Raw genomic sequence first — 22,828 nt, forward strand, 5'->3', positions numbered from 1 at the left:
TCTGTACTCTGATGTCCCACGACAATCGGTTTCCCCCTGAAATCAAAAACCCGATACAGCGACACATCGATACGACTGTTTAGTACTAGATTGAAAGGAAGAACGCGGACGGGTCGTCGTGACGGAACGATCCGAGTTGCGTCGAATCGAGCAATCGGATATGGGTGTAGGTTTCGCCAGCGTTCGCCGCGGCGGTGACGAGGTCGTCGGCCACGTCTAAGTCGACCACACCGGCGATGAACAGTGCAATCCGTGCGTCACTGTCGGAGATCTCGGTAACGAGGAACAGCTTCGACCCCGCCTTCCGGCGGTAGACGGTGTAGCCGTCGACCGACGCACTCTCGCTGAAGGACCGAACCCCCTCCGCGCTGTCGTTCGGGACCGTGTAGACGAGGCCGAACCGATTCGACTCCCCTGCGGATGGCGGTTCCGGTGCGGTATCGCCCGCTTGAACAGTGATGGTTTCCCACCCCTCTGTTGCCCGTTGACTGGCTACATCGCGCATATCGTCGAGCGTCTGTTCCCACGGTCCAAGCGTCTCAGCCTCTTCGATATCGTTCATCGTTCCCTCGTCGGTCGAACACCCACCAAAGTGTTTCGTTCGTGAGATATAGCTATAGTAATATATAGCACAACGTACGGACAGGAGGGCGATGATTGGAAATAGCCGACCGTATCGAAACCAAGATAATCGAAATCGACAATACGGCAGTATACACCTATTAGAAACGGTATTATGCCGGTCTTCGTTAGTGGCAGCTGTGACAGACGAACAAACTCGGCGGCGATTTCTCACAACCACAGTAACAGGGACGGCGGCGGCCGTTGCTGGGTGTGCCGGCGGTGGGTCCAGCGACGGAGACCCGACAACCACGGACACACAGGCCAACGACGGGACCACAGGGGAGACCAACACGGAAGGGGCAAACACTGGCGGCTCCGACGGTGGGACGCTGAAACTGGCCAGTGCGGGCCAGATAACGTCGATGGACCCCGTAGTCAAGGGTGTCGGCGGTATCGACCAGTGGGGCGAGACACTCGTCGGCTTCGACAACGGCCGGCTCCCGGCGCAGGCCCTGCTCGCTGAGAGCTTTGAGGTGTCCGACGACGGAACGACCTACCGGTTCAAACTCAAAGAGGGCGTGAGGTTCCACGACGGCTCGGAACTGACCGCGAGCGACATCGTTTACTCGTGGGAGCGACTCGCACAGTCGCCAGAAACCCAGAACAACGACGACCTCATCGGCGGCACGTTCACCGTCGACCACGAGAAGGACAAGTCGCGCAACGACCCCGAAAAGTCGGAGTTCGCGGACTACGTCGCCGGGACGCTGGCGGTCCGAGCACCGGAGAAGTACGTCTTCGAGTTCGACCTCAGGGCGCCGTTTCACTCCACGCTCGCACAGATCGGCGCCGAGAGCTCGTTCATCGTCTACCCCGAAAACACCGTAGGCGATATCGAACGCGACGACGTGGAAACCGACGGGAAGTTCGAGTATCAGGAGGCGTTCGGCACCGAGGGCGACGGGCCGAACATCGTCGGGACGGGGCCGTTCCAGATTGACCGCTGGTCCAAAGGCGACGAACTGCGCCTGACCAGACACGAGGAGTACCACGGCGACGTGGCCAACATCGACGCTGTCGAAATCGTCATCCTGCCGGACGGGGACGCCATCTACCAGCGGGCGGAGAACGGGAACCTCGACATCTTCGAGATCCCCTCCTCGAAGTTCGACCCGGGCCGGCGCTCGGAACTCGAGGACATCGGCGGCGGCCGGCAGGTGGGCTCCTACGAGATGGAGAACGGCACCGAGGTAAACACCGCACAGGTGGGCGACCTGGGCGTCCACACGATAATTTTTAACTGCAAGAAGGTCCCCAAGCCGGTCCGGAAGGGGCTGGCGTTGGCCATCAACCAACACGAACTGGCGAACCAGGTCTGGAAGGACCAAGAGCCGGCGTACGTCAACGTCCCGCCGGAAGTCTACCCCGGATGGGACACCATCGGGGACTTCGACACGCCCGCGGACGCTCACGAGGCCCACTACACCGAAGGAGCGATGTCTCAGACGCCCTGGGGCGCCGACGGCTACCAGAACGGAATCGACGAGGCTCGAATCAGCGAGGCCCGCGAACTGATTCGGGATGCGGGCCTCGAGGGGGGAGAGTACACGTTCACGGTCTACAACGACCAAGGCCCGGCCTGGGACGACGTGGCGACGCGAGTCCAGCAGAAAGGCGAGGCAATCGGTCTGAACATCACCATCGAACGCGCCAACTACGGGACCGTCATCAGTCAAGGAATCTTCGAGCACAAACTCGATTTCCACTCGCTGGGCGACTCGATGGAGTGGCCCGAGTCCGACAACCTGCTTCGCTTTTTCCCACCGCAAGTCGCTATCGACCAGGTAACCCAGTGGGGCGAAAAAAACGACGACGGCTCCTGGGTCAACGAGGTCCAGCAGGTGACTGCTGACACGTGGGACGAGAACTACCTCAAACACCGTGGCCCCGGCGACGCGAACCGCCGTAACCGCGACAAAGCCTACCTCACGCTGATGGAGGCCAACATGGAGACCGTCTACAAGATCAACCTCGTCTACCGGGTGAACCGCACGTACTGGAGTACGGACCTCGATTACGACCCACCCGGTGTGATGGGCGACAAACAGTACAACGGCGTCTCCATCGACAGGAGCTAACCGCGAGCGCTTGTGTTTTCGATTTTGACTGAACGGGTGCCTGACGGCCAACACACACAGTGAGACGAGTAAAATACCTAACAAAACGGTTTCTGCTGGCGATCCCCGTGGTGTGGCTCGGGACGAGTTTTACGTGGTATGCCATCTTCATGGGGCCAATAGACCCCGCGGCGGCCCTGGTCGGACAGACCGACCCGGCGAGCTCCGGGAAGTACGAGAACATCCGAACGAACCTGGGACTGGACCAGCCACCGCTCCAGCAGTACCTCGACTACATGACCGACGTGCTCGTGTTCGACCTCGGGCAGACGTGGGTGGTCTACTCCGGGAGCGACGTGAACGCACTGATCCTCCAGTTCCTGCCCCGGACCCTCTGGCTCGGCTTCTGGTCGGTACTGATAGCCGTGTTCGTCGGTGTCCCGCTCGGCTTCTACGCCGGGACGCGTTCGAACACGCTCGCGGACTACCTGACGTCATTCTCGGGGATCTCTTGGCGTGCGATGCCGAACTTCTGGCTCGCCGCAGTACTGCTCTCGATACTCGTCAGTTCCGAGACGTTGTTCGGGTTTCAGTGGGAGTCTCTCGGGATTCAGACGGAGACGATCACCGGCAACCCCGGGCTGGGCTACATGGCCGGGAACCCCCTCGCACTGATCACTGAACCGCGGAACACGCTCGCTGCGATAAAGCGGGTCGCGCCCGCGGCGCTCGTGCTCGGGTCGGCGTCGATGGGCAACGAGATACGCATCGGGCGGACGGCGGTGATGGAGGTCAAAAACGAACAGTACGTCGAGTTCGCCCGAGCGAAGGGCGTCTCGGGGACGCGACTGGTCTGGAAGCACGTCTTCCGGAACGCGCTGATCCCGCTTGTCCCCATCATCACTACCGAGGCGTTCCTGCTCATCGGCGGGTCGGTGCTCGTCGAGAAGGTGTTCGGAATCAACGGCATGGGGACGCTGTTCCTCGATGCCGCAATCAACGGGGATATCCCGGTTCTCGGGAGCCTGATGTACGTTTTCATTCTGGTGCTCGTGAGCGTCAACTTCCTACAGGACGTGCTCTACACGGTCATCGACCCCAGAATCGCCATGGAGGAGCCCGAATGACGACCGCACGCCCGACGAGCGCCGAGGCGGCGCCGGCGGTCAGCGAGCGACTGCGACAGACCCCCTGGCCGGCGGCCGTCTGGGCGGCGGTCGCGGCCGGTCTGTTGGCCCTCCAACTCGGTGCGCTCTTCGAATTCGGGGGCTCGATTGCGGTCGACACGGTCCGCGCGTTCAACGGAATCGAGGCACTCCCCGGGCGCGTCGGCGTCGAAACGTTGCTCGGGTTCGAACAGGCCGCCGCGGAGTTCCCCCGATTGCTCTCCCGAGAAACGATACCCAACCACGGCTACTACTCGGGTGAGTCTGAGGAATGGGTTGTCGGCCCGGTCTACTACGACGGGCAGGAGTGGGTCGGAACGTTCCTCGGACTACAGCCAGCTGTCGCGTGGGCGCTCCGAGTCGTCGTCGTGTACGCCTACGCGTTCGCGGGGGTAGCGTGGCTCTGGACGGGCTACAACTGGTACCGAAGGGACTACCGCGTGGCCGACTGGACGCCCACGGACGACGTCGTGGACAGGCTCCGATCGCACTACTGGGGGCTGTTCGGCCTGCTGGTCGTCCTCCTCTTTTTGACGACGGTCCTGTTCGGCCCGGCGCTCGCGACGACGACCAATCAGGTCGACAACGTCGATCCGTACAGCTACGAAATCAACTACTGGGACGCGGAGGCCGAGTCCGTCGAGACGACGACCGTCGGGAGCGCCAACAGTCAGTCGTCCTCGACGGGGAGCACGAACGTCGGCCCCATGTCCTACGACGACTACGGGCGGTTCCACCCGTTCGGCACGTTGCCGGGCGGTCAGGACCTCTTTACGTTCATCATGTACGGGGCACGGCTCTCGCTTATCATCGGCCTCATCACCGTCGGACTCACCACGGGCATCGCCGTCACGCTCGCCATGGTTTCCGCGTACTACAAGGGCCGTGTCGACCTCGCGCTGGTCCTGCTGTCGGATTCGATTATGGCGCTTCCCGGCCTCCTCGTGATAATCATGCTATCGGTCCTACTGGGGGGGACGTGGCTCGCGAACATCTACAGCGGCGGCCTGTTGCTGTCGCTGATTTTCGTTGCGACGGGGTGGCCCGGGCTCTGGCGGGCGATACGCGGCCCCACGCTCCAGACGGTCGAACGGGAGTGGGTCGACGCCGCCCGCGGGTTCGGCCTCCGCCCGAGCACCATCATGCGCAAACACGTGCTGCCCTACGTCATGGGCTATCTGCTCGTGTACGGGTCGATGAGTCTCGGCGGCGTCATTATCGGGATCGCCGGCCTCTCGTATCTCGGACTCGGGGTGAACCCTCCGACCCCCGAGTGGGGCCGCGCCATCGGCGCGGGACAACCGTACATCGGGACGCCGTCGTGGCATATCTCCATCGTCCCCGGCGTCTTGATTACGACCGTCGTCATCGGGTTCAACGCCCTCGGCGACGGTATCCGCGACGCCATCGACCCCCAGTCTGACACGGACGCCGCCGACACCGGCGGCGTCGAACGCGGGGGTGGCGCATGAGCGACGCCCGAAGCGAGGCACCGATGCTTTCAGTCGAGGACCTCTCGGTCGTCTTCCGGACGGACAAGGAGCGTGTCCACGCGCTGGATGGGGTGAACTTCGATATCCGGGAGGGAGAGACGGTCGGACTCGTCGGCGAGTCCGGGTCCGGGAAGTCCGTCACCGCCCGGTCGATTCTGGGGCTGATAAACGACCCCGGTCGCATCGAGTCGGGGGCCATCCGCTTCCGCGGGCGGGATCTCACCGATGTGGGCTGGACGGATGCCCGGGGGGATATCGCAATCGTCTTTCAGGACCCGTCAGGGAGCCTGAACCCCGTCTACACGGTCGGCAATCAGATACGCGAGGCGCTGAAAATTCATCGGGGACTAACCGGACGGGCCGCCCGCGAGGAAGCCATCAGACTCCTAGAATCGGTGGGCATCCCGGACGCACCGGGACGCGTGAACGCCTATCCGAACGAGTTCTCGGGTGGGATGCGCCAGCGCGCCGTCATCGCGACTGCGCTGGCCTGCGATCCGGACCTGCTGGTCTGTGATGAACCGACGACGGCGCTGGACGTGACGATCCAGGCCCAGATCCTCGACCTCCTCGACGACCTCCAGCGCGAGTCGGGGCTCTCGATACTGTTCATTACCCACGACATGGGCGTCGTCTCGACGGTCGCCGACCGCGTCAACGTGATGTATGCAGGCGAGATCGTGGAGCGGGCGCCGGCCGACCGCCTGTTCTCGGACCCGGCCCATCCCTACACCCGGGGACTGCTCGCGAGTATCCCGAGCGTCGGGGCCCGCGGCGACCGGCTCCTGACAATCGATGGAGAGGTACCGACGCCGAACGAGGCGCCGACCGCCTGTCGGTTCGCGCCCCGGTGCCCCAAGGCGTTCGAGGCCTGCGACCACGTCCACCCGAAGCACGTCGACCAGGGGGGCGGGCAGTCGGCCGCGTGTCTCCTGTTCGAGGAGGAGCACACGACGCCGGTGACGCCCGAAACCGGACGACCCGGCGTTGCCGACACCCACAGCGCCGCGGAGACGGACGGAGGTACGGAGTGATGTTCGGACGTGGCACCGATATTTCCGGCCTCGACGAGTCCATCGACCGTGGTGAGACGCTGGTGAGTATCGACGGCCTCCGGAAACACTACGGGGGCGGCGGCCCGTTCGAGGACCCGCTCAGAGCGGTCGACGGTGTCTCCATCGACGTGCGGAAAGGTGAGACGCTCGGACTCGTCGGCGAATCGGGCTGTGGAAAGACGACGCTGGGTCGGACCGTGGTCGGCCTCGAAAACGCAACCGGCGGGAGTGTCCAGTCCCGCGGGGTCGAGGTGACTGACCTCTCGGCCGGCGGGCTACGGCGATGGCAACAGGACGCACAGATCGTGTTTCAGGACCCCGAGGCGAGCCTGAACGACCGGATGACGGTCGGTGAGATCGTCCGCGAACCGCTCGACGGCCACAGCTGGCGGACGCCCGAGGACCGGCGTGAGCGGGTGTTCCATCTCCTCGACCGGGTTGGACTCCAGCGAGAGCACTACTACCGGTATCCTCACCAGTTCTCCGGCGGCCAGCGCCAGCGCGTCGGCATCGCGCGGGCGCTGACACTGCGGCCGGAGTTCCTCGTCCTCGACGAACCGGTGAGCGCGCTGGACGTGAGCGTCCAAGCACGGATCATCAACCTCCTCTCCGACCTGCAGGACGAACTCGATCTGACGTACCTGTTCATCGCCCACGACCTGAGTGTGGTCGAACACATCGCCGACCGTGTCGCCGTGATGTACCTCGGGGAGATCGTCGAAGTAGGTCCGACGGCCCAGGTGTTCGACTCACCGTCCCATCCCTATACCGCCTCGCTCCTGTCCGCGGTGCCGACGGTTCGGACTGGCGACGAGCGCGAGGCCGAACACGGTCGAATCACCCTCCGCGGCACGCCGCCCAACCCGCGGGATCCACCACCTGGCTGTCGGTTCGCGACCCGCTGCCCGGCGAAGATTCGACCGGACGGGTTCGATATCTCGGAGGCGGGCTGGATCGCAATCGGCGAGTTCCGCACCGTCCTGCGCGAGCGCGCTCGAAGCGATGACTCCGTGACCGAGACGGTCGCGCGTCGGATCGGCCTCCGCACGGACGAGTCGGTCGAAACCGTCCGAGCGGAGCTGTTCGACGGCGTCGATCTGCCGCAGGCGATCCGAGCCGAGTTGCACCGAGCTACGGAGTTGGCAGCCGAAGGCCGTGCAGCCGAGGCGAGCGAGCGCCTGCGGCAGTCGTTCGGGAGCGTCTGTGACAGCGAGGCGCCGTCCGACGAGTCTGTCGGCGCGGAGCGACGTAGTCGCTGTCTGCGAAATCAGGCGTCCTACGACGACACAGCAGCGGTCCTCGACCGCCGGAGAGACACACGGTGACAGACTCAACGGGAATGGCGCGGGAGGGCCGTTCGGTGTCGAGAAGCCCACAACGGATGGCTCCGGAGTTCCGGACACTCTGACGGAGGCTTTTCTACGGTTCGTCATCGGGAAGACGGCCCGGTGAACGCTTTCGGAACCGACCGGGACTACAGACCCAACGCCCGCAACACCGGCACACCCGCAGCCACAGCACCGATCAGGTACCCACCGATTGCACCACCGTTGAGCAGCGGGAGCCCGGCGTGCGCGCGACCGGCAAACACCATCCGCAGGAGGATGAACAGCCCCACGAACGTGCCAGCCATCGCCGTCAGTGCCGGCAGGTTGAGCGCTGGCGCGACGCCGACACCGAGCGAGGGTGCCGGGGAGAAGTGGGCGGCGCTGGCGACCAGCACCGTCGGCATCACCGCGTCGCCCAGACCGATGAAGAAGGCGTCCCGCTCTGTCACGTCCGGGGGCTCCTCCTCGACACTGTCACCGCTGGTGTCGGCGGAGTCGCCGCCGTCGGCTGTAGCAGCCGCGGTCGGTTCGCCGTCACCGGCTCCGTCCCGCTCCCCGGCGTCTTCTTCCAGTGGGGCTTCTTCTGCGGGGCTCTCGTCTAACAACGAGAAGCCGAGCGTGAGCGGGACAACCAGCACCACCGGGATGCGGAGATCCATCACCCCCTCCGCGAGGTCGAGCATATGCTCGGTGCCGTACACCGAGATAGCGTCGTACACCGCGAGCACGGCCAGCAGGACGATCGCTGGCAGGAGCCCGAAGCTGATGCCGAACAGCCCGGCGGCGCCGGCGCCCATCATCACCCCGGCGGCGTCGATGACGTACCACTCGGGGTAGAACCACAGTGCCCCGGCGACGCCGACAGACAGTGAAATCGCGAGCAAGCCGGGGAGGAACGCGCCGAGGACGTACCAGGCGAGCAGCCCGCTGGTGAGGACGACGAACGCCCGGACCACCCAGTCGAACTCGTATTTGAACGCCGCGAGCATCAGCGCCGTCATCACGAGAATCAGCCCGATGTAGAGCAGGCTGTTCGTCGGATCCTGTGGGTTCTCGAACTGCTGGTAGCCCCGCGCGTCGAAATCCGGCACGAGCGCGAGCGCACCGAGCTGGACGAGAAGGAAGATGACCGCCGCAAAGGCAGTCCCGCGGAACGCTCGGGATGTCATTACTCGTGATTCACTCGGGAGCGGTTTGGCGGTTGTGGTCCTGGACGGAGACCGAGCGTCGCGACGTGGAACCCGGCAAAGCGGGTTCGGCTACCGCGCGTACAGCTTCGACCCGACCAGTTCGGCGAGCCCCGAGCGGTTGTTCGGGGAGACCGCGACGTAGGGCTGCGAGACGGGGCCGAACACGTCGACCACTCGGCCGACGCTGTTCAGGCTCTCGTCGACCACGGGCGTACCGATTTCCGGGTGGTCCGCGTCGTCACAGCGGACAACCGCCAGCCCCTGGGCCGTCCGTGAGACAGTGCCGACTCGCTCCATCAGTCCCGGAGGATGCCGACGTAGGCGGCGATGGCCTGCACCAGGTCGTTCTTGGAGGCGTCGTCGGCGCCGCGGACGAGCACACGCCCGCGCTCCTCGTACTCTCGGGAGTAGCTCTTCTCACGTTCGACGACTGCGTCGTAGCCCACCTGCTGGACCGCCTTCGCGATCTCGTCGACCGTGGGGTCTTCGACCGCCGCAGATTCAGGAACCCGGCGTCCCTCCGACCGGCTGAGGGCCTTGTCAAAATAGGCGGGATAGACGACGTTCTCGATCATAGCCGTGAGTCGGCCGTCCGAGCGGAAAGCGGTTTTGGAAAAACGTCGGGTCTACTCCCGTCGGCTCAGCAGCACGCTCCCGAGCGCGAGCGCAGCGACGACTGCACCGACACCGAAGCCAGGTCCGTCAGTGGTGGTCTCGGTCGTCTCGGTCGTCGGCTCCGTATCGTCGACGACCTCCGTCGGCGTGGCCGTCTCAGTCGGCGTCGGCGTCTCGGTTTCCAGCGTCACCTCGCTCCGTGCAGTCCACTCCGCGCTCGCGAACGCATCAGGGTGGAACCCTTCGGTCAGGTTCCACGTCGCGTAGACGACCGAGCGCGGTGCGGGCTGGTTTAGATAGTTCGCGTTCACCACGACGGTCGCGTTCTGCTCACCGGCAGTGGTGCTCGCGTAGGGCTCCTGGTTGGCGAGCCCGGCCATCTCCATCCACGGCTGGAGCACGAGAATCTCGGGGTCCAGTTCCAGAATCAGTTCGTCGGAGAGCTGCGGGTAGCCCGTGGCGTTCCGGGCCGCGACGTTCTCGCCGCCAGCGGCGGTCAGCACGGAGTCGATGAACGTCTCATCGCCGACCACGTAGCCGCTGCCGAGCGGCGCGAGTGCGCGCGGGCTGTCCTCACCCGCAGTGACGTCACGTGCGGTCTCGACGTTCTGCATCATCCATTTGTTCGCCTCGGCGGCGCCCTCACAGTTGCCGGTCAGCTTCCCGGTCATCGTCGTCTTCTCGGCCACGGCCTCGATAGAGGTGGCTGCCTCGAACTTGTAGACGGTCATCCCCGCCTCTCGAAGCTTCGCGATGGTGTCGTCTGGGGCGACGTTCGCCGCCAGCACCAGGTCGGCCTCGGTGCCGACGACCGTCTCGACGCTGTAGCCGAATCCCCCAGCGGAGACGTTCGTGCGGCTCTCGGCGCCCTCCAGATACGTCGCATACTGGTCGAGACCGACGACCTGGGGTTTCCCACCGATCTCCCACATCGTCTGGGCCGCGCTCGGTCCGAGCGTCGTCACGCGTTCGGGCGGCTCCTCGATCGTTACCTCAGTTCCCGTCGCGTCGGTCGCGGTGAACGGGAACGAACACTCGTGCTGGCTCGTCGCTGCTGCGGACGCGCCCGTCGCCAGGGCGTCACTCGTCGAGCCAACAGCCGGTCCACCCGCCGCCGCGGGCGCGACACCAGCAGTTAGAACCAACAACACTGCCAACAAAGTCGTAGACGTTCGCATCGTCACCGTGTGGCAGCTAGTGCAATAAGTATTTACCTAACCCAACTCAGCTTTGGTTATGCGTGTCGCGAGTCGAGCAACGCTCTGGTCGACCGCGTTATCGGCAACGTTAGCCGTCGTCGTCGTCGTCAGCGCCGGTATCGGCCCCGTTCCCGTGCCGGCCGACACCGTCGCGAAAGCCGTGCTCGAAACGCTTCCGGCCCCGCAGTTCGCTGGCGGTCGCGTCGAGTTGGTCACGCCGTACGCCTTCGAGCTGAAGCAGTCCCACCGCGCCATCGTCGTCACGATCCGGCTTCCCCGGATTCTGTTGGGCGCACTCGTCGGCTTCGCGCTGGCAGCCGCGGGCACGGTGATGCAGGGCTTCTTCCGCAACCCGATGGCCGACCCCTCTATCGTCGGTGTCTCCTCCGGCGCGGCCGTCGGCGCCGTCCTCACCATCGTCGCGCCTGCGCTGCTCCCGTTCGGCTTCGGCCTGGAGGCCGCAGCGTTCACCGGCGCCCTGATCACCGCCTTCGGGGTGTACGCTATCGCCACAGAGGGCGGGAGAACGCCCGTCGCAACCCTGCTGCTCGCCGGCGTCGCGGTCCAGACGTTCCTGGGCGCGGTTATCTCGTTCATGCTCCTGCGCTCGGGCGAGAGCATGCGCCGGGTGGTGTACTGGCTGATGGGCAACCTCGACAACGCCGCGTGGGCTGATTTCGTCCCCGTCGCCGGCGTTCCGGTGCTCCCGCTGTTCGTCCTCGGCTGCTTCGTCGTCCTCCTCGCGTACGCCCGGGACCTGAACGTGCTCCTGTTGGGGGAGGAGGAGGCCGCCGGGCTAGGTATCGAAGTCGAGCGCACCAAGCGCCTGCTGCTTGCGGTGTCTGCGGTAATCACTGGCGCCGCCGTCGCCGTCTCGGGCGTCATCGGGTTCGTTGGGCTCGTCGTCCCGCACGTGATGCGCCTGCTCGTCGGACCCGACCACCGGGTGCTGTTGCCGGCCGCCAGTCTTGCGGGCGCGTCGTTCCTCGTCGCCGCGGACACGCTCGCCCGGAGCGGCCCGCAGGAGCTTCCGGTCGGGATCGTCACCGCAGCCGTCGGCGCGCCGTTCTTCCTCTTCCTGCTCCGTCGCCGGAGGGTGCACGAGCTATGACCCGGAGCAGCCCACCTCTCGACCCGCCCGCCCGGTGCGGTGGTAAGCCTGTACTGTCAGTCGCTGATCTCTCGGTGAGCCTCGGCGGGACGGAGATTCTCAGCGACATCGACCTTACTGTCGAAGCCGGGGAGTTGGTCGGACTTGTCGGCCCCAACGGCGCGGGGAAGACGACGCTGTTACGCGCGATCCGAGGGACGCTAGCACCCGATTCTGGCCAGGTCACCATCGCAGACGAGGTGGTTCACGACCTCCCCTCGAAAGCGGCGAGTCGGCTCGTCGCAACCGTCCCACAGGACACCTCCGTGAACTTCGAGTTCACGGTCCGAGAGGCCGTGGAGATGGGCCGGACGCCGCATCTCTCCCGGTTCGGTGGCATGGAAGAGGCGGACGACCAGGCCGTCGAGCAGGCGATGGAGCAAACAGACGTGACTGAGTTCGCCGACCGACCGGTGACGGCGGTTTCCGGCGGTGAGCGTTCGCGAGTGCTGCTCGCCCGCGCGCTCGCGCAGTCGACGCCGCTGCTCCTGCTCGACGAGCCGACGGCCAGCCTCGACCTGAACCATCAGCTCCGGACGTTCGATACCGTCGCGGAGCTGGTCGATACCGGGCGCGCCGCCGTCGCCGTGATCCACGACCTGAACCTGGCGGCGCGTTACTGCGACCGCCTCGTCGTCGTCGCCGGCGGCGGCGTGCTCGCCGATGGCCCACCCGAAGCGGTGCTCACCGAAAACACGCTCCGCAGCGCGTTCGACGCCGATGCCGTCGTCACCCAGAACCCCGTCACCGACCGGGCCCACGTTACCGCACTCTCAGCTGCGAAACAACGCCCGAACGCGGCGCCCGACGGCGGCTCCGACGACGGCGTACCGATAGCCGAGTTCGACCGCGTCCACGTCGTCGCCGGCGGCGGCTGTGCCGGCCCACTTCTCTCGGCGCTCTCCCGGGCCGACGTCGAGACGACAGTGGGCCCAGTCGCTACCGGCGACACTGACGCCGAGGTCGCGGAGGCACTGGGGATGGAGACGCTCCAACTCGGACCGCTCGAACGCGTCGGCGGCGACCTGGCGGACAGAACGGGAACGCTCGCTGGGGCTGCCGACGCCGTCGTCGTCGCGGATGTGGAGCTCACGGAAGGACTCGTGCCGGTCTTGCAGGCGGTCGATGACGTCGACGTCCCCGTGGTCTGTGTCGAAACGCGAGCGCTGGAAACGCGGATTGTGTCCGACCGGGCGGGAGATCTCTACAGTTCATTGCGCGCCGACGGGGCCACAATCACGGAGTCGGCGTTCGTTGACTCGCTGCAGGTGCCGGGCTCACGCAGCCAGTGACTTCGTGTCCCGCCGCCATCCGTCATCCTTACTCCGGTGGGGCGCCTCCCACAGGTATGAAGCGTCCCTGCGTCGTGGTTCCCCGAGAGTCGGGTGAGGAGGCCCGACAGCGGCTCGCCGGCGCCGACCTCATCGACGAGGAGTTCGGCATCGTGGTGGAGGAGGCCGAACCGCCGGGTGAAGAGAGCGAGACGGACGAGCTGAAGCTCTTCATCCCGGTGACCGACCCCGATGCAGTCCCCGCGGAGTTCGCGGTAACCCAGAAGGACGTGCCCGCGCGGGCGCCCCAGCAGACGCCGGAGGACCTGCTCGGTTACGCCCCGACGTACGAGCGGCTGGGCGATATCGTCATCGTCGACGAGGACGAGCCAGCGCGCGCCCAGGAAGTGGCGGAGGCGGTGATGAACTCCGATATCCCCGTGCGAAGCGTGATCAACCGAGCCTCGAAAGTGAAAGGCCAGACACGAGTGCGGGACTGGGAGGTGCTCGCTCACGACCCCGACCCGGAGGACGAGCGTCCACCGACCGAGACGGTCCACCGGGAGTACGGCTACGAGTTCGCCGTCGACGTGGCGGAGGTCTACTTCTCCCCGCGGCTGGCAACCGAGCGCCACCGGGTGATTGAGCAGGTCAAACCCGGCGAAAACGCGCTGGATATGTTCGCCGGCGTCGGCCCGTACGCGGTGCCGATGGCCGCCGCCGGCGCCGAGGTGGTCGCCTGTGACATCAACCCGACCGCTATCGAGTATCTACGCGAGAACGCCCGGCGGAACGACGTGGCGGACCGCGTCACGGCTCACGTTGGCGACGTGCGGGAGCACACGGACGAGTACGAGCACTGGGCCGACCGGCTGGTGATGAACCTTCCCCACACTGCTGCGGAGTTCGCCGACGCCGCCGTCGAATTTGTTGGGGAGTCGTGTGTGGTCCACCTCTACGACATCCAGCACGAGGACGGAGCGTTCGACCGGGCGGAAACGGCACTGCAGGACGCCGCCGGCGCCGAGTACGCGGTGACGGTGCTGGAGGAACACGTGGTTCGTTCCTACGCGCCACACGAGGTCAACATCTGTCTGGACGCTCGGCTGGAGCGGACCGGGTGAGCGTCGTCTCCTGATTTCGGAACCCTTATGCTCGTGTTGCGGGTATCAGCGTGTACGTGCCGGGGTAGCTCAGCTGGGAGAGCGATTCCTTCGTAAGGAATAGGTCGAGGGTTCAAATCCCTCCTCCGGCTTAAGGTCGGCTACGCCTCCCTTAGGAACGTTAACCGCCTTCAGGGAGGCTCCTACTTGAATATTCGCTTTATTCGAACCTTCAGGGCCCACATTTGTTTAGGTTCAGCAATCAGTTGTTGGTGTCAACGTTCGTCGGGAACCTCGAAGAGTCCCGATATAGCGCTTGGTCAGTCCACTCGTAGGGATTGTAGTCCGTTCGTCGTCGACGGGCGCCGTTTTCGTCACAGACCGGGACGATGAATCCATACCGGTCGTACGTGTACGCTCTCGAAAAGACGCGTTCATCAATGAGACACCTCGTGTTGGCGACAGCGCATCCGGTCATCACCTGAGAAATCGATACGAGCCAATGGCAGAACCAACTCAGGACCTGTCAGTCGTTCCCCCGGCCGGAGTTTCTGTGCCACTCTCGTCGAACGTATCGTCAAACGTCGTCTGGCGATCGCTCGGGCCAGAGCCTCGGCTGGTGCGATACGAGTTGCGGAGTTCCAACGCGAGTGCGCCAAGTCCGAGCAGGAGCGCACCGAGCTCGAGGAGCCCGCCGACGATCGGAATCGCGCCCAGTATGGTGAATCCGACGAGGCCGGCCACGAGCGATAGCCATCGGTCGTCCTGCCCGATCCGCCTGAGCGCCCACGCACCGATAGAGTACTGTCCGTAGACGGCCCCGACCCAGATCGCGAGCCCGAACGCAACGAAGCCGACGATGGCGATGGGAATCCCGATGATCGTGACGGCGACCAGCGTCAGGAGGATCGGTACCACGACCAGCGTCAGCAGCCCAACCCCGCCGGCTTTTGCGGGTTCGTCGGAGACGTGCCCCACGAGTCGCGCCGAGAACGCCGGAAAGAGGAGTAACAAAATTGCTCCGAGCAGCAGATTCGCGAGGAGGCCGTACCCCTGCGTCACCCAGTTTGGAATCGCGAAGGCGCTGTCGCTACCCCGGATGGACGGATCTGCCACGACGCCGCCCGCGACCGTCGCCTCCGGGTCTTGGGTGAACTCCTCGGCGTCGTAGCGGAACTCGCCACCCACCTCCGCGTTCGGTCCCAGCACGATCGTTCCAGCGCCAACACGGGCGTCGCCATCGATCCGGCCGTTGACGAGAACGGATCCCGCACCGATCTCGAGGTCACCCCCGATCGTGGCTGTCTCGCTCACCTGGATGCTTCCACTGCCGGCATTCACGTCGCCGCCGACGGAACCGTCGATGCGGACGTCACCGGCGGCGCCGGAGATCGACCCCTGAACCCGCCCGCTCTCGGCGATGTGAATCGTCCCGGCGGCCCCAGAGACGTCACCCGTTACAGTTCCCCGGATCACGATACTCCCGGCGACTGCGTCGATTCTGGAGACCGTCTCACCCTCCTCGACGACGATCGTTCCTGAAGCCCCCTGGACGGACTGAGCAGCGACGACGCCCGCCACCGTCGAAAGAAGGAGCCCAACAACGAGGGTGGACACGATGACCCGACGCTCTCCGTTGCTGAACGATAAACTCATTACCTAGCCGTCGGCACGTCACCGTAAAATATTGATTAGTTTTCCCGCAGTGTGGGACAACCTGGTCAGTATCGCCCCGGGACGACCACGGGGAGCCCGTGTCGACTGTAGCTGTCCCCGACCGGCACGAGTACCGGCCGGGAACCGGAAACTCGTGGGCAACCAATCGGACCGTCGGTCAGTCGGTCATCTGTCCTGCGTTCTCGCCGCATACTCATTCTCGCGGACAGAGAATTGCCAGCTGAGATTATCTCGACAGCTGACGTACTACGCGTATGAACAAGATACTCAAGTCGATCGCGAGTCTCCTCGCAGGTGGACTGGCGTTCGTCGTGATCGGTGTTGGTGTAACGGAGGCGCTCGACCCGTACATCTGGCCGTCGGCGATGCTCGGGTTACCCGCCGGAATCGTCGCGGGGATGGTCGTCCTCCCGCTCACGTATCTCGGACTGACGTACTGGGGAGAACAGCGGGAGACGGGACGGGCCTCAGCGAGGACACGGCGACGACTCTGGACGCTGGCCGGAGCGACTGCCGGCTTCATCGTCGGCGGTGGGCTCGCGATGGCGGTCATCTCGATGCAGGCCGTCGGACTCGCATCGGCGATACTCCTTGTCGGGTTCCCGGTTGGCGTTTTTTCGGCACTCGTCGGTGGCTACCTTGCCTACCGGCAGAGCGCTGTCGAACGGCGGCCACCGGGGTCGACCGCCAACTGAGGCCGCAGAGTCGGCACGGTGGTATCGCTCTGTTTCGGAATCGCTGAGAGTACGGTAGCGAGCGTCACTCGCAAATCGATTCGATCGGTTTTCGATATCTGTGCCCTGTCGGTTCAGCAACTGGCTGGCTTGGTGACCAAGTGGACACTATGACCCCGGCCACCGGCCAAGAGACGCACGAACGGGACTACGAGAGGCTCGAACATCGAGGTTCGCCCAGTCCTTGCCACTTGTTCGGCTGCTCGTCCTGTTCAGGTCAACTCGAGCCGAGGTGGGTTCGAGGGTCTGGTCTTCGTAGCGCCGACTCGCATCTCTCGCCCAGGACATGCTATCTTGCAGCGAGTAGTATGATTCCAACGACGACTACGGAGGTGAGTTCATAATTAGCCATTGGTTACGAAGAATCGTCCACGCGATGTTCATTCGTGAACCGGAGGCTGCCTCCAGTGCACTCCAGGCACGTGACGCTCATTACCGATCCCTGGAGCCGATGGCACCCTCTCTGGAGTCCCCGCACCGCGGCGTTGTTCTCCGGCGAGACCGAACCAGATTGATGCGGCGGCAGAGGGTACCGGTGGCTGTAGAGCCCACGGGAACGCAATTCAACCGATTTACGACACGAGCACGCGCCAACCCTGAACCAGCCCGTCGATGTCACCGCTTGCGGTCCGGCTCGCATGGCGCACGCCTCGCGGGCGAGTGATGAATAGCCCGTCTCGGTCGTTCGTCCGTGAGATGGGCGCGCTGAATCGGGCCAAACGGGTTAATCCGCCTTCAATGGGCGATAAGCGCCCCAACCCGGCCGAAGGAATTTGCCTGTTTAACCCTCTGTAGCTCCTGGTTCAGTCTGTATGACTCCCCGTACCACCCTGACGGTCGCACTGGTCGCACTGCTCGCTATCGGGCTCTCAGTCCCGGCAGTGGCTGCAGCGCCCGGCGCCACCAACGCGGACGACTGCCAGAACGCCGAAAACGGCCCCAGCGACGGCGGGCCGCCGGGGTTCGTCGCTAACCTCGTCCCTGACTTCCTCAGCGACCTGATGAGTAGCCTTCCCGTCCCAAACTTCGTGAAGGCCGCGTTCGGCGCGGAGACCTGCTAACCCGCTCCTGAATCGTTCGATAACTGCTTGAGCGGCTACCTTTCGGTCGGTTCGTCGTCAACAACGTTCTCGGCCGCAGGCGTATCGGTCTGGGCACCACTCGTCGGTTCGTCGCCCTCACCTCCGGCTGGCGCTTCGGTGGCCTCGCCACCAGGTTCCGTCGCGTCATCGCCGCCCGGTTCACCATCCCACTCGGTAGGCTCAACGACGTCGCCGTACACGTCCCGGTACCGTGCCAGTTTCCGGTAGAGCAGGGAGAAGAAGACGCCGTCGAACAGCACGACGAAGAGGATGAACCTGCCGCTGGAGACGCCGCGGGGAAGATACGTCACGATGACGTTGTAGCTCCCGTGGATGAGCGAGGCGACGAGCAACCCCTTCACGACGATCGGGCCGCAGTTGTCCGGGTTTTGCTTCGCGGGGCCGAGGTAGTAGCCGGCCCGGGCCGAGTAGATGACGTGGCCCGGTCCAGCGAGCGCACGCGAAACGCCCGTGCCGACGGCGGCCTGGAGCGCCTGTGCCCCGCCCCCGTTCGCCTGGGCCTGGAGGAACCCCTGGACGACGTAGAGCACGTTCTCGATTGTCGCAAAGCCCAGTCCTGCAACGGCGCCGTACACCGCGCCGTCGGTGACTGCGTCGAACTCCGGGCGCCGGACGGCGTAGAGCCCCACGGCGAGCCACTTCACCGTCTCCTCGACGGGGGCGACCCTCGTCGGTGGCCGTGTCGACGGGCTCGGCGCCCGACTCGGGGTCGGTCATGCCCGGTGCTGTGACCCGAACCCACCTATGCCTTGCCGCCGAACCGGTTGCGACGCCTCGAACCGGCGGATGGACACCGCTTTGGGGGCGCCGGCACCAGTTCGGCTATGCTCACGTTCATCGGTCTCGGTCTCTACGACGAGCGTTCAGTCACCGTCGAGGGCCAGGAGGCGCTCCGGGACGCCGACCGTGCGTTCGCGGAGTTCTACACGAGCCGGCTGGTCGGCAGCTCCGTGGAGGAACTGGTCGCGTACCACGACATCGCTATCGAGGTGCGCGACCGCGCGGGCGTCGAGCAAGACCCCGAACCCGTGCTCGACGCCGCCGAGGAGGCCGACGTCGCATTCCTCACCGCCGGCGACACGATGATCTCGACCACACACGTCGACCTGCGGCTCCGGGCCCACGAGCGCGGTATCGAGACGCGAGTGATTCACGGTGTCTCCGCCCAGTCGGCGGCCTCGGGACTGACAGGGCTCCAGAACTACCGCTTCGGGAAGGCGACGACGCTGCCGTTCCCCGGCGCACACGGCGGCGACGACGTGCCGGCGAGCGTCGTCGAAACCATCGAGGTGAACCGAGAGCGGAACCTCCACACGCTCGTCTATCTCGATATCAAAGTCGACGACCCGACAGCCGACGCAGCCGGGCTGGCTGAGGGTGAGGAGTACATGACCGGCGACTACGCCGCAGAACTACTTGCGAGGGGGTGGGCCGACGAACTCGCTGTCGTCGTCGCCCGAGCCGGCAGCCCCGACCCGCTGGTCGTCGCCGACCGTCTCTCGGAACTCGCGACGCAGGATTTCGGCGGCCCGCTGCAGCTGCTCGTCGTTCCGGCGGAGCCCCACCACCTGGAGGCTGACGCGCTCGAAGCGCTCGGCGGCGCGCCGCCGGAGCTACTCGGACGGGAGTGACTGACACCGAGGGCAGACCGGGCTACCTACTCGACCTGCCGCTTGGGCGACCGGGGGAGGTCGAGCGTCTCCGCGAGGTCGTACTCGTCGTTGGTCACCATGTACAGCACGTCCTCGATGATGGTGAGGACCTCCGGCAGCTCCCGCACCACGAGATAGGTGACGCCGACGAGGGCGATGACCGCGAGTAGCTGGCTGATGATGCGGTCGGAGACGAACCACGAGACCAGATACTCGTCGGAGGCGCCGAAGATGAACAGCACCGCCTCGGGGTATATCTGGAGCAACTGCTCGCCGAACGCGATGCCGATGAACGTCGTCCGAACCAGATTGAGGCCGTAGATGACGGGAACGGCGACGGCCAGTGCGCGGAGCTTCCGGCCCAGCGGCGCGCGCACGGCGCCGATGAGTCCCGCGAAGATGGCGATGCTCCCCAGGCCGGTGCAGGCCAGCACGACCGAGAACTGGAGCGTGTGCCCGCTCGCGGCGACGAACTCGTAGGTGTTCTCGTAGCCGGCGGGCCCGGTGATCAGCGCCGGGGTGGAGCCAAAGAGGCGCATCATGACGCCGGTCTGGGCGGCGACGGTTTCGATGAGCACTTCGCGGGGGGAGGGGATTCGTGTGCCGGCGACGGTGACCGCCGGAATCGTCTCGAAGGGGAGATAGAGCAGTCCCATGATCGCGGTCGAGCGCGAGAGCAGGAACAGCGAGTCCCGGCCCTGCCAGAGCAGGTAGCCGGCGTAGAGCGAGGCCGGCACGGCGATGAACGCGAGCACCCCCTCGACGTAGCTCTTGTGCGTGAACGCAAAGTGAGGAAACAGGATGAGCCAGAACAGCGCGAACCCCGCCCAGGCGGCGGTGGAGACGGCCCGAGCAGAGCGCAGGCTCCCTTTCCGGGCGCCGACCGCCGCCTGGAGCGAGCCCGCCCCCACCGACACCTGAGTCCGGCGAGCGCGGCTGTGGAGGACAGCGCCGGCCGCGAAGGTCAGAATCACGACCCACGCCAGCGCGTCAGTGAGTACCCCGACCATAGGTTCTCAACGGAGTCCGGAAGTAAATCCCTTGCCGTTGTGCGGCTGTGACGCAGCACTGTCAGTGTTCGAGGTAGCGTTCGAAAGAAATGGAGTGTCGGAATGACCGGCGCGAAGCCGGTTATTCGTTACTGGTGGTCAGCGAGAACGTTAGTTCTCGCGGCGACCGGCCAGCAGTGCGGCAGCGAGCAGAGCCACGAGGGCGACTGCGACGCCGAAGCCGGGCGTCTCAGTCGTCGTGGTCTCCGTGTCGGTGTCCGGCTCGGTAGCCGTTGCCGTATCGGTTGCCGTTGCCGTTGCCGTGTCGGTCGGCGTTGCCGTATCCGTCGGCGTTGCCGTATCCGTCGGCGTCTCGGTCACTGCCTCGACGACTTCACCATCAGCGCCGACACCGTTCGGTGCACTCACGCTGAAGGTGTCACCCGCGGACTGTTCGGAGAAGTCCACCGTGACATTCCACGTTCCGTCCGCCTGGACGGTCGCAGTCGGGTTGTTGTAGAACCGCGGCGAGGTGTCGCCCGTGCTCTGGACGACTACCGTGAATGTGCTACCCGGAGCGAGCGTGGACGTTCCAGTGATGGTCGCGTCCTCGGTCGCTTCGACCGTGAGCGTCGTGCTGTCGACGACGTCATCGTTGCTGTCGAGGAGCGCGGCATCGACGGCACGGTCGATGTCGTCCGCTTCGACCGTCGCGGTGACGTTATCGTCGGTTGTCACGTCGTCAGCCGAGACGGTGAGACCGAGGTTCTGCATATCGACACTGGCGTCACTCCCCGGACCACTGAAGCTGGCGTTGATCATGCCCGTGTCGAAGCCATCAGTGTCGACGACGTAGACCTGGCTCCCTGTGCCACTCCCACGCGTCGGGTTGTAGACGTTACCGTCGAAGTTGATCGTCACGTCCGTTTGGGTAGCCTCGAACGCAACGTTTGCGCCCACGTAGGCCTGTGCACTCTGGTCACCGGCGGCGACCGTCGACGGAGCGAACGTGACGTCGACCGTCGTCGTACTCAGCGAGTTACCTGCTGCGTCTTCGGCGTTTTTGACGGTAACGTTCCGCACGTTGGTGAAGACGTTACCGGACGTGTCGACTACGACACGTGCGCCGGACGATGCAGTCGTGTCAATTGAGAGCGCCGAGTTGCTGAGGTCGGCCGTCGTGCCGTCAGCAAAGCCGACGACAACATCGTCGCCGCTCAGGCTACCCGCGTTTGCTACGTCTTCGTCGAAGGCGACTTCGAGAATCGCGCCATCGTCGCTGTCGACGTAGTGGGTCGCCTTACGGGGCGACGGGGCTGAGGCGTCAATGTCGAAGGAGACGGACGTCGGGCTTGCTGCCCCAGCGTTCGTCTCGCTGATGTCGAACGTTACACCAGAGATTGAACTGGTGACTTGACTCGTGTCGTGGTCGAACGTGACCTCAACAGTGCTTACGCCAGCACTGGTGTCACCTTCAGTCACATCAACGTAGACCGTGGCTCCATTTACAGCAGTGACCGATGCACTGTCTGAACCACTGGTTGCCATTGCTGAGACACTGTTTACAGTGACTCCAGCATTGGCTGCTTCGGAGATGTCGATGGAGACGTTGTCAGTTTCAGTTGCATTCTGATCAACGTCGAACGTTACTGTCTGTGCTGCCGAATTCTGACCACCAGCGACGTCTGTCGCTGACTGACCGGTCAGGGAATTGGCCGCAGCGGCTGTGCCTGTGAGCGCGATCGTGCCAGCGAAGACGCTGAACACCATCAGCGCTGCAAGGACCAGCGCGCGGAGTTGCTTTGAGTTGTCTGTCGTTGTTTGTTGTATGTTGCACCGCAATCGGTGACGTCAACGTTCCCGCCGGCCTCCGCAGGGGAGCGCCCACTCGCGTGGACTCGACCGGCGATACTTGCTGTTGCCACCATGGGTAAGCATATAGAAACCAGCAGTAGCCGAGTATAAATACTTTGTGTTCGATTCTGCCGCGATTAATCGCTCGTTACCGCGTCACGACTTTCACTTCGTGGTCGTCCTCGGGCTTCGTGAACGTGTCGGTGGACTCACAGGACTACGATCGATAACTGTAAGCGAGACCGAGAGACCCGTCCTACTGCGTCATCACCTTGCCCCCGTCCTCAATCCTCGTGAACACGTAGGTGTAGTCATGCGATACGGAATCGCAGTAATTCGATGTAGCGACCGCTCGTTTTTGCTCGGTTCGTCGGGGGTCTCGGTAGTGAGAGGTATCTCGAACGCTACAGCTGCCACAACAGCACCCGCCAACACCACCGCTTCCGTAACTGCAACCGCCAACACCACCGCGGAGTAGGCTTGCACTCTAGTACCGCACCGCCTCCTGCTCCGTGGTCTCACGTCCTCCCCAGCCGGTTCGCTCAGGGCTCCCCCTCGCTCACCCCTC

Annotated in this window: 19 protein-coding genes, 1 tRNA gene and 1 pseudogene; 12 read left to right on the forward strand and 9 right to left on the reverse strand. The window is 64.8% G+C overall.

Features of this window, described 5'->3' with window-relative positions:
- Positions 1–85: 85 nt before the first annotated feature.
- Positions 86–562 carry a hypothetical protein gene (locus V5A38_RS05300; RefSeq protein WP_332324703.1) on the reverse strand — a complete coding sequence of 159 codons (477 nt, stop codon included), beginning with the start codon at positions 560–562 and terminating at the stop codon, positions 86–88.
- A gap of 199 nt (positions 563–761) precedes the next feature.
- On the opposite strand from V5A38_RS05300, the gene V5A38_RS05305 reads away from it, so the two are divergent.
- From V5A38_RS05305 to V5A38_RS05325, 5 genes are read left to right on the forward strand one after another with little or no spacing between them, the layout of a single operon-like run.
- Complete coding sequence (locus V5A38_RS05305) at positions 762–2,702, forward strand: ABC transporter substrate-binding protein (RefSeq protein WP_332324704.1); 1,941 nt, start codon at positions 762–764, stop codon at positions 2,700–2,702.
- A gap of 59 nt (positions 2,703–2,761) precedes the next feature.
- Positions 2,762–3,808, forward strand: a complete 1,047-nt coding sequence (locus V5A38_RS05310) for an ABC transporter permease (RefSeq protein ID WP_332324705.1) — start codon at positions 2,762–2,764, stop codon at positions 3,806–3,808.
- Complete coding sequence (locus V5A38_RS05315) at positions 3,805–5,319, forward strand: ABC transporter permease (protein ID WP_332324706.1); 1,515 nt, start codon at positions 3,805–3,807, stop codon at positions 5,317–5,319. The genes V5A38_RS05310 and V5A38_RS05315 overlap by 4 nt, the downstream gene beginning before the upstream one ends.
- Complete coding sequence (locus tag V5A38_RS05320) at positions 5,316–6,374, forward strand: ABC transporter ATP-binding protein (protein ID WP_332324707.1); 1,059 nt, start codon at positions 5,316–5,318, stop codon at positions 6,372–6,374. The genes V5A38_RS05315 and V5A38_RS05320 overlap by 4 nt, the downstream gene beginning before the upstream one ends.
- Positions 6,374–7,720 (forward strand): oligopeptide/dipeptide ABC transporter ATP-binding protein, encoded by a 1,347-nt coding sequence (locus V5A38_RS05325; RefSeq protein WP_332324708.1) that lies wholly within the window; start codon positions 6,374–6,376, stop codon positions 7,718–7,720. Before V5A38_RS05320 ends, V5A38_RS05325 begins: the two co-directional genes overlap by 1 nt.
- Positions 7,721–7,869: 149 nt before the next feature.
- Here the strand turns inward: V5A38_RS05325 and V5A38_RS05330 are convergent, their stop codons facing one another.
- The 4 genes from V5A38_RS05330 to V5A38_RS05345 form a co-directional block, all read right to left on the reverse strand.
- Positions 7,870–8,892, reverse strand: a complete 1,023-nt coding sequence (locus V5A38_RS05330; RefSeq protein WP_332324709.1) for a presenilin family intramembrane aspartyl protease PSH — start codon at positions 8,890–8,892, stop codon at positions 7,870–7,872.
- Between the two features lie 90 nt (positions 8,893–8,982).
- Positions 8,983–9,210 carry a Gar1/Naf1 family protein gene (locus V5A38_RS05335; RefSeq protein WP_332324710.1) on the reverse strand — a complete coding sequence of 76 codons (228 nt, stop codon included), beginning with the start codon at positions 9,208–9,210 and terminating at the stop codon, positions 8,983–8,985.
- Complete coding sequence (gene srp19 / locus V5A38_RS05340; protein ID WP_332324711.1) at positions 9,210–9,488, reverse strand: signal recognition particle subunit SRP19; 279 nt, start codon at positions 9,486–9,488, stop codon at positions 9,210–9,212. Before srp19 ends, V5A38_RS05335 begins: the two co-directional genes overlap by 1 nt.
- Positions 9,489–9,539: 51 nt before the next feature.
- A complete protein-coding gene (locus tag V5A38_RS05345; protein WP_332324712.1) occupies positions 9,540–10,706 on the reverse strand; it encodes a PGF-CTERM-anchored ABC transporter substrate-binding protein in 1,167 nt (388 codons plus the stop codon).
- 58 nt (positions 10,707–10,764) lie between these two features.
- Here V5A38_RS05345 and btuC point away from each other — a divergent pair, with 58 nt between their 5' ends.
- The 4 genes from btuC (at position 10,765) to V5A38_RS05365 (ending at position 14,403) form a co-directional block, all read left to right on the forward strand.
- Positions 10,765–11,838 (forward strand): vitamin B12 ABC transporter permease BtuC, encoded by a 1,074-nt coding sequence (gene btuC, locus V5A38_RS05350; RefSeq protein WP_332324713.1) that lies wholly within the window; start codon positions 10,765–10,767, stop codon positions 11,836–11,838.
- The gene (locus V5A38_RS05355; protein WP_332324714.1) at positions 11,835–13,169 is read left to right on the forward strand and encodes a heme ABC transporter ATP-binding protein; all 1,335 of its coding nucleotides are present in this window, start codon (positions 11,835–11,837) and stop codon (positions 13,167–13,169) included. The genes btuC and V5A38_RS05355 overlap by 4 nt, the downstream gene beginning before the upstream one ends.
- Before the next feature lie 56 nt (positions 13,170–13,225).
- Positions 13,226–14,272 carry a class I SAM-dependent methyltransferase family protein gene (locus tag V5A38_RS05360; RefSeq protein WP_332324715.1) on the forward strand — a complete coding sequence of 349 codons (1,047 nt, stop codon included), beginning with the start codon at positions 13,226–13,228 and terminating at the stop codon, positions 14,270–14,272.
- A gap of 58 nt (positions 14,273–14,330) precedes the next feature.
- Positions 14,331–14,403, forward strand: a tRNA-Thr gene (locus V5A38_RS05365).
- Positions 14,404–14,767: 364 nt separating this feature from the next.
- Here the strand turns inward: V5A38_RS05365 and V5A38_RS05370 are convergent.
- Positions 14,768–15,907, reverse strand: a complete 1,140-nt coding sequence (locus V5A38_RS05370) for a polymer-forming cytoskeletal protein (RefSeq protein WP_332324716.1) — start codon at positions 15,905–15,907, stop codon at positions 14,768–14,770.
- Positions 15,908–16,182: 275 nt separating this feature from the next.
- On the opposite strand from V5A38_RS05370, the gene V5A38_RS05375 reads away from it, so the two are divergent.
- Together V5A38_RS05375 and V5A38_RS05380 are read left to right on the forward strand one after the other, a co-directional pair.
- A complete protein-coding gene (locus V5A38_RS05375) occupies positions 16,183–16,623 on the forward strand; it encodes a hypothetical protein (RefSeq protein ID WP_332324717.1) in 441 nt (146 codons plus the stop codon).
- Between the two features lie 851 nt (positions 16,624–17,474).
- A complete protein-coding gene (locus tag V5A38_RS05380) occupies positions 17,475–17,723 on the forward strand; it encodes a histidine kinase (RefSeq protein ID WP_332324718.1) in 249 nt (82 codons plus the stop codon).
- A gap of 35 nt (positions 17,724–17,758) precedes the next feature.
- Here the strand turns inward: V5A38_RS05380 and V5A38_RS05385 are convergent.
- Positions 17,759–18,418 (reverse strand): annotated as a pseudogene (locus V5A38_RS05385) (PrsW family intramembrane metalloprotease); the annotation flags it as partial.
- A gap of 171 nt (positions 18,419–18,589) precedes the next feature.
- Here V5A38_RS05385 and dph5 point away from each other — a divergent pair.
- Positions 18,590–19,396, forward strand: a complete 807-nt coding sequence (dph5, locus tag V5A38_RS05390; RefSeq protein ID WP_332324719.1) for a diphthine synthase — start codon at positions 18,590–18,592, stop codon at positions 19,394–19,396.
- A gap of 26 nt (positions 19,397–19,422) precedes the next feature.
- Here the strand turns inward: dph5 and artA are convergent, their stop codons facing one another.
- Positions 19,423–20,427, reverse strand: coding sequence for an archaeosortase A (gene artA / locus V5A38_RS05395; RefSeq protein ID WP_332324720.1), 1,005 nt, complete (start codon positions 20,425–20,427; stop codon positions 19,423–19,425).
- Positions 20,428–20,577: 150 nt separating this feature from the next.
- Complete coding sequence (locus tag V5A38_RS05400; protein WP_332324721.1) at positions 20,578–21,888, reverse strand: BGTF surface domain-containing protein; 1,311 nt, start codon at positions 21,886–21,888, stop codon at positions 20,578–20,580.
- Between the last annotated feature and the right edge of the window lie 940 nt (positions 21,889–22,828).

Origin of the sequence: Halolamina sp., from assembly GCF_036626355.1 — an archaeon.
GTDB lineage: Archaea > Halobacteriota > Halobacteria > Halobacteriales > Haloferacaceae > Halolamina.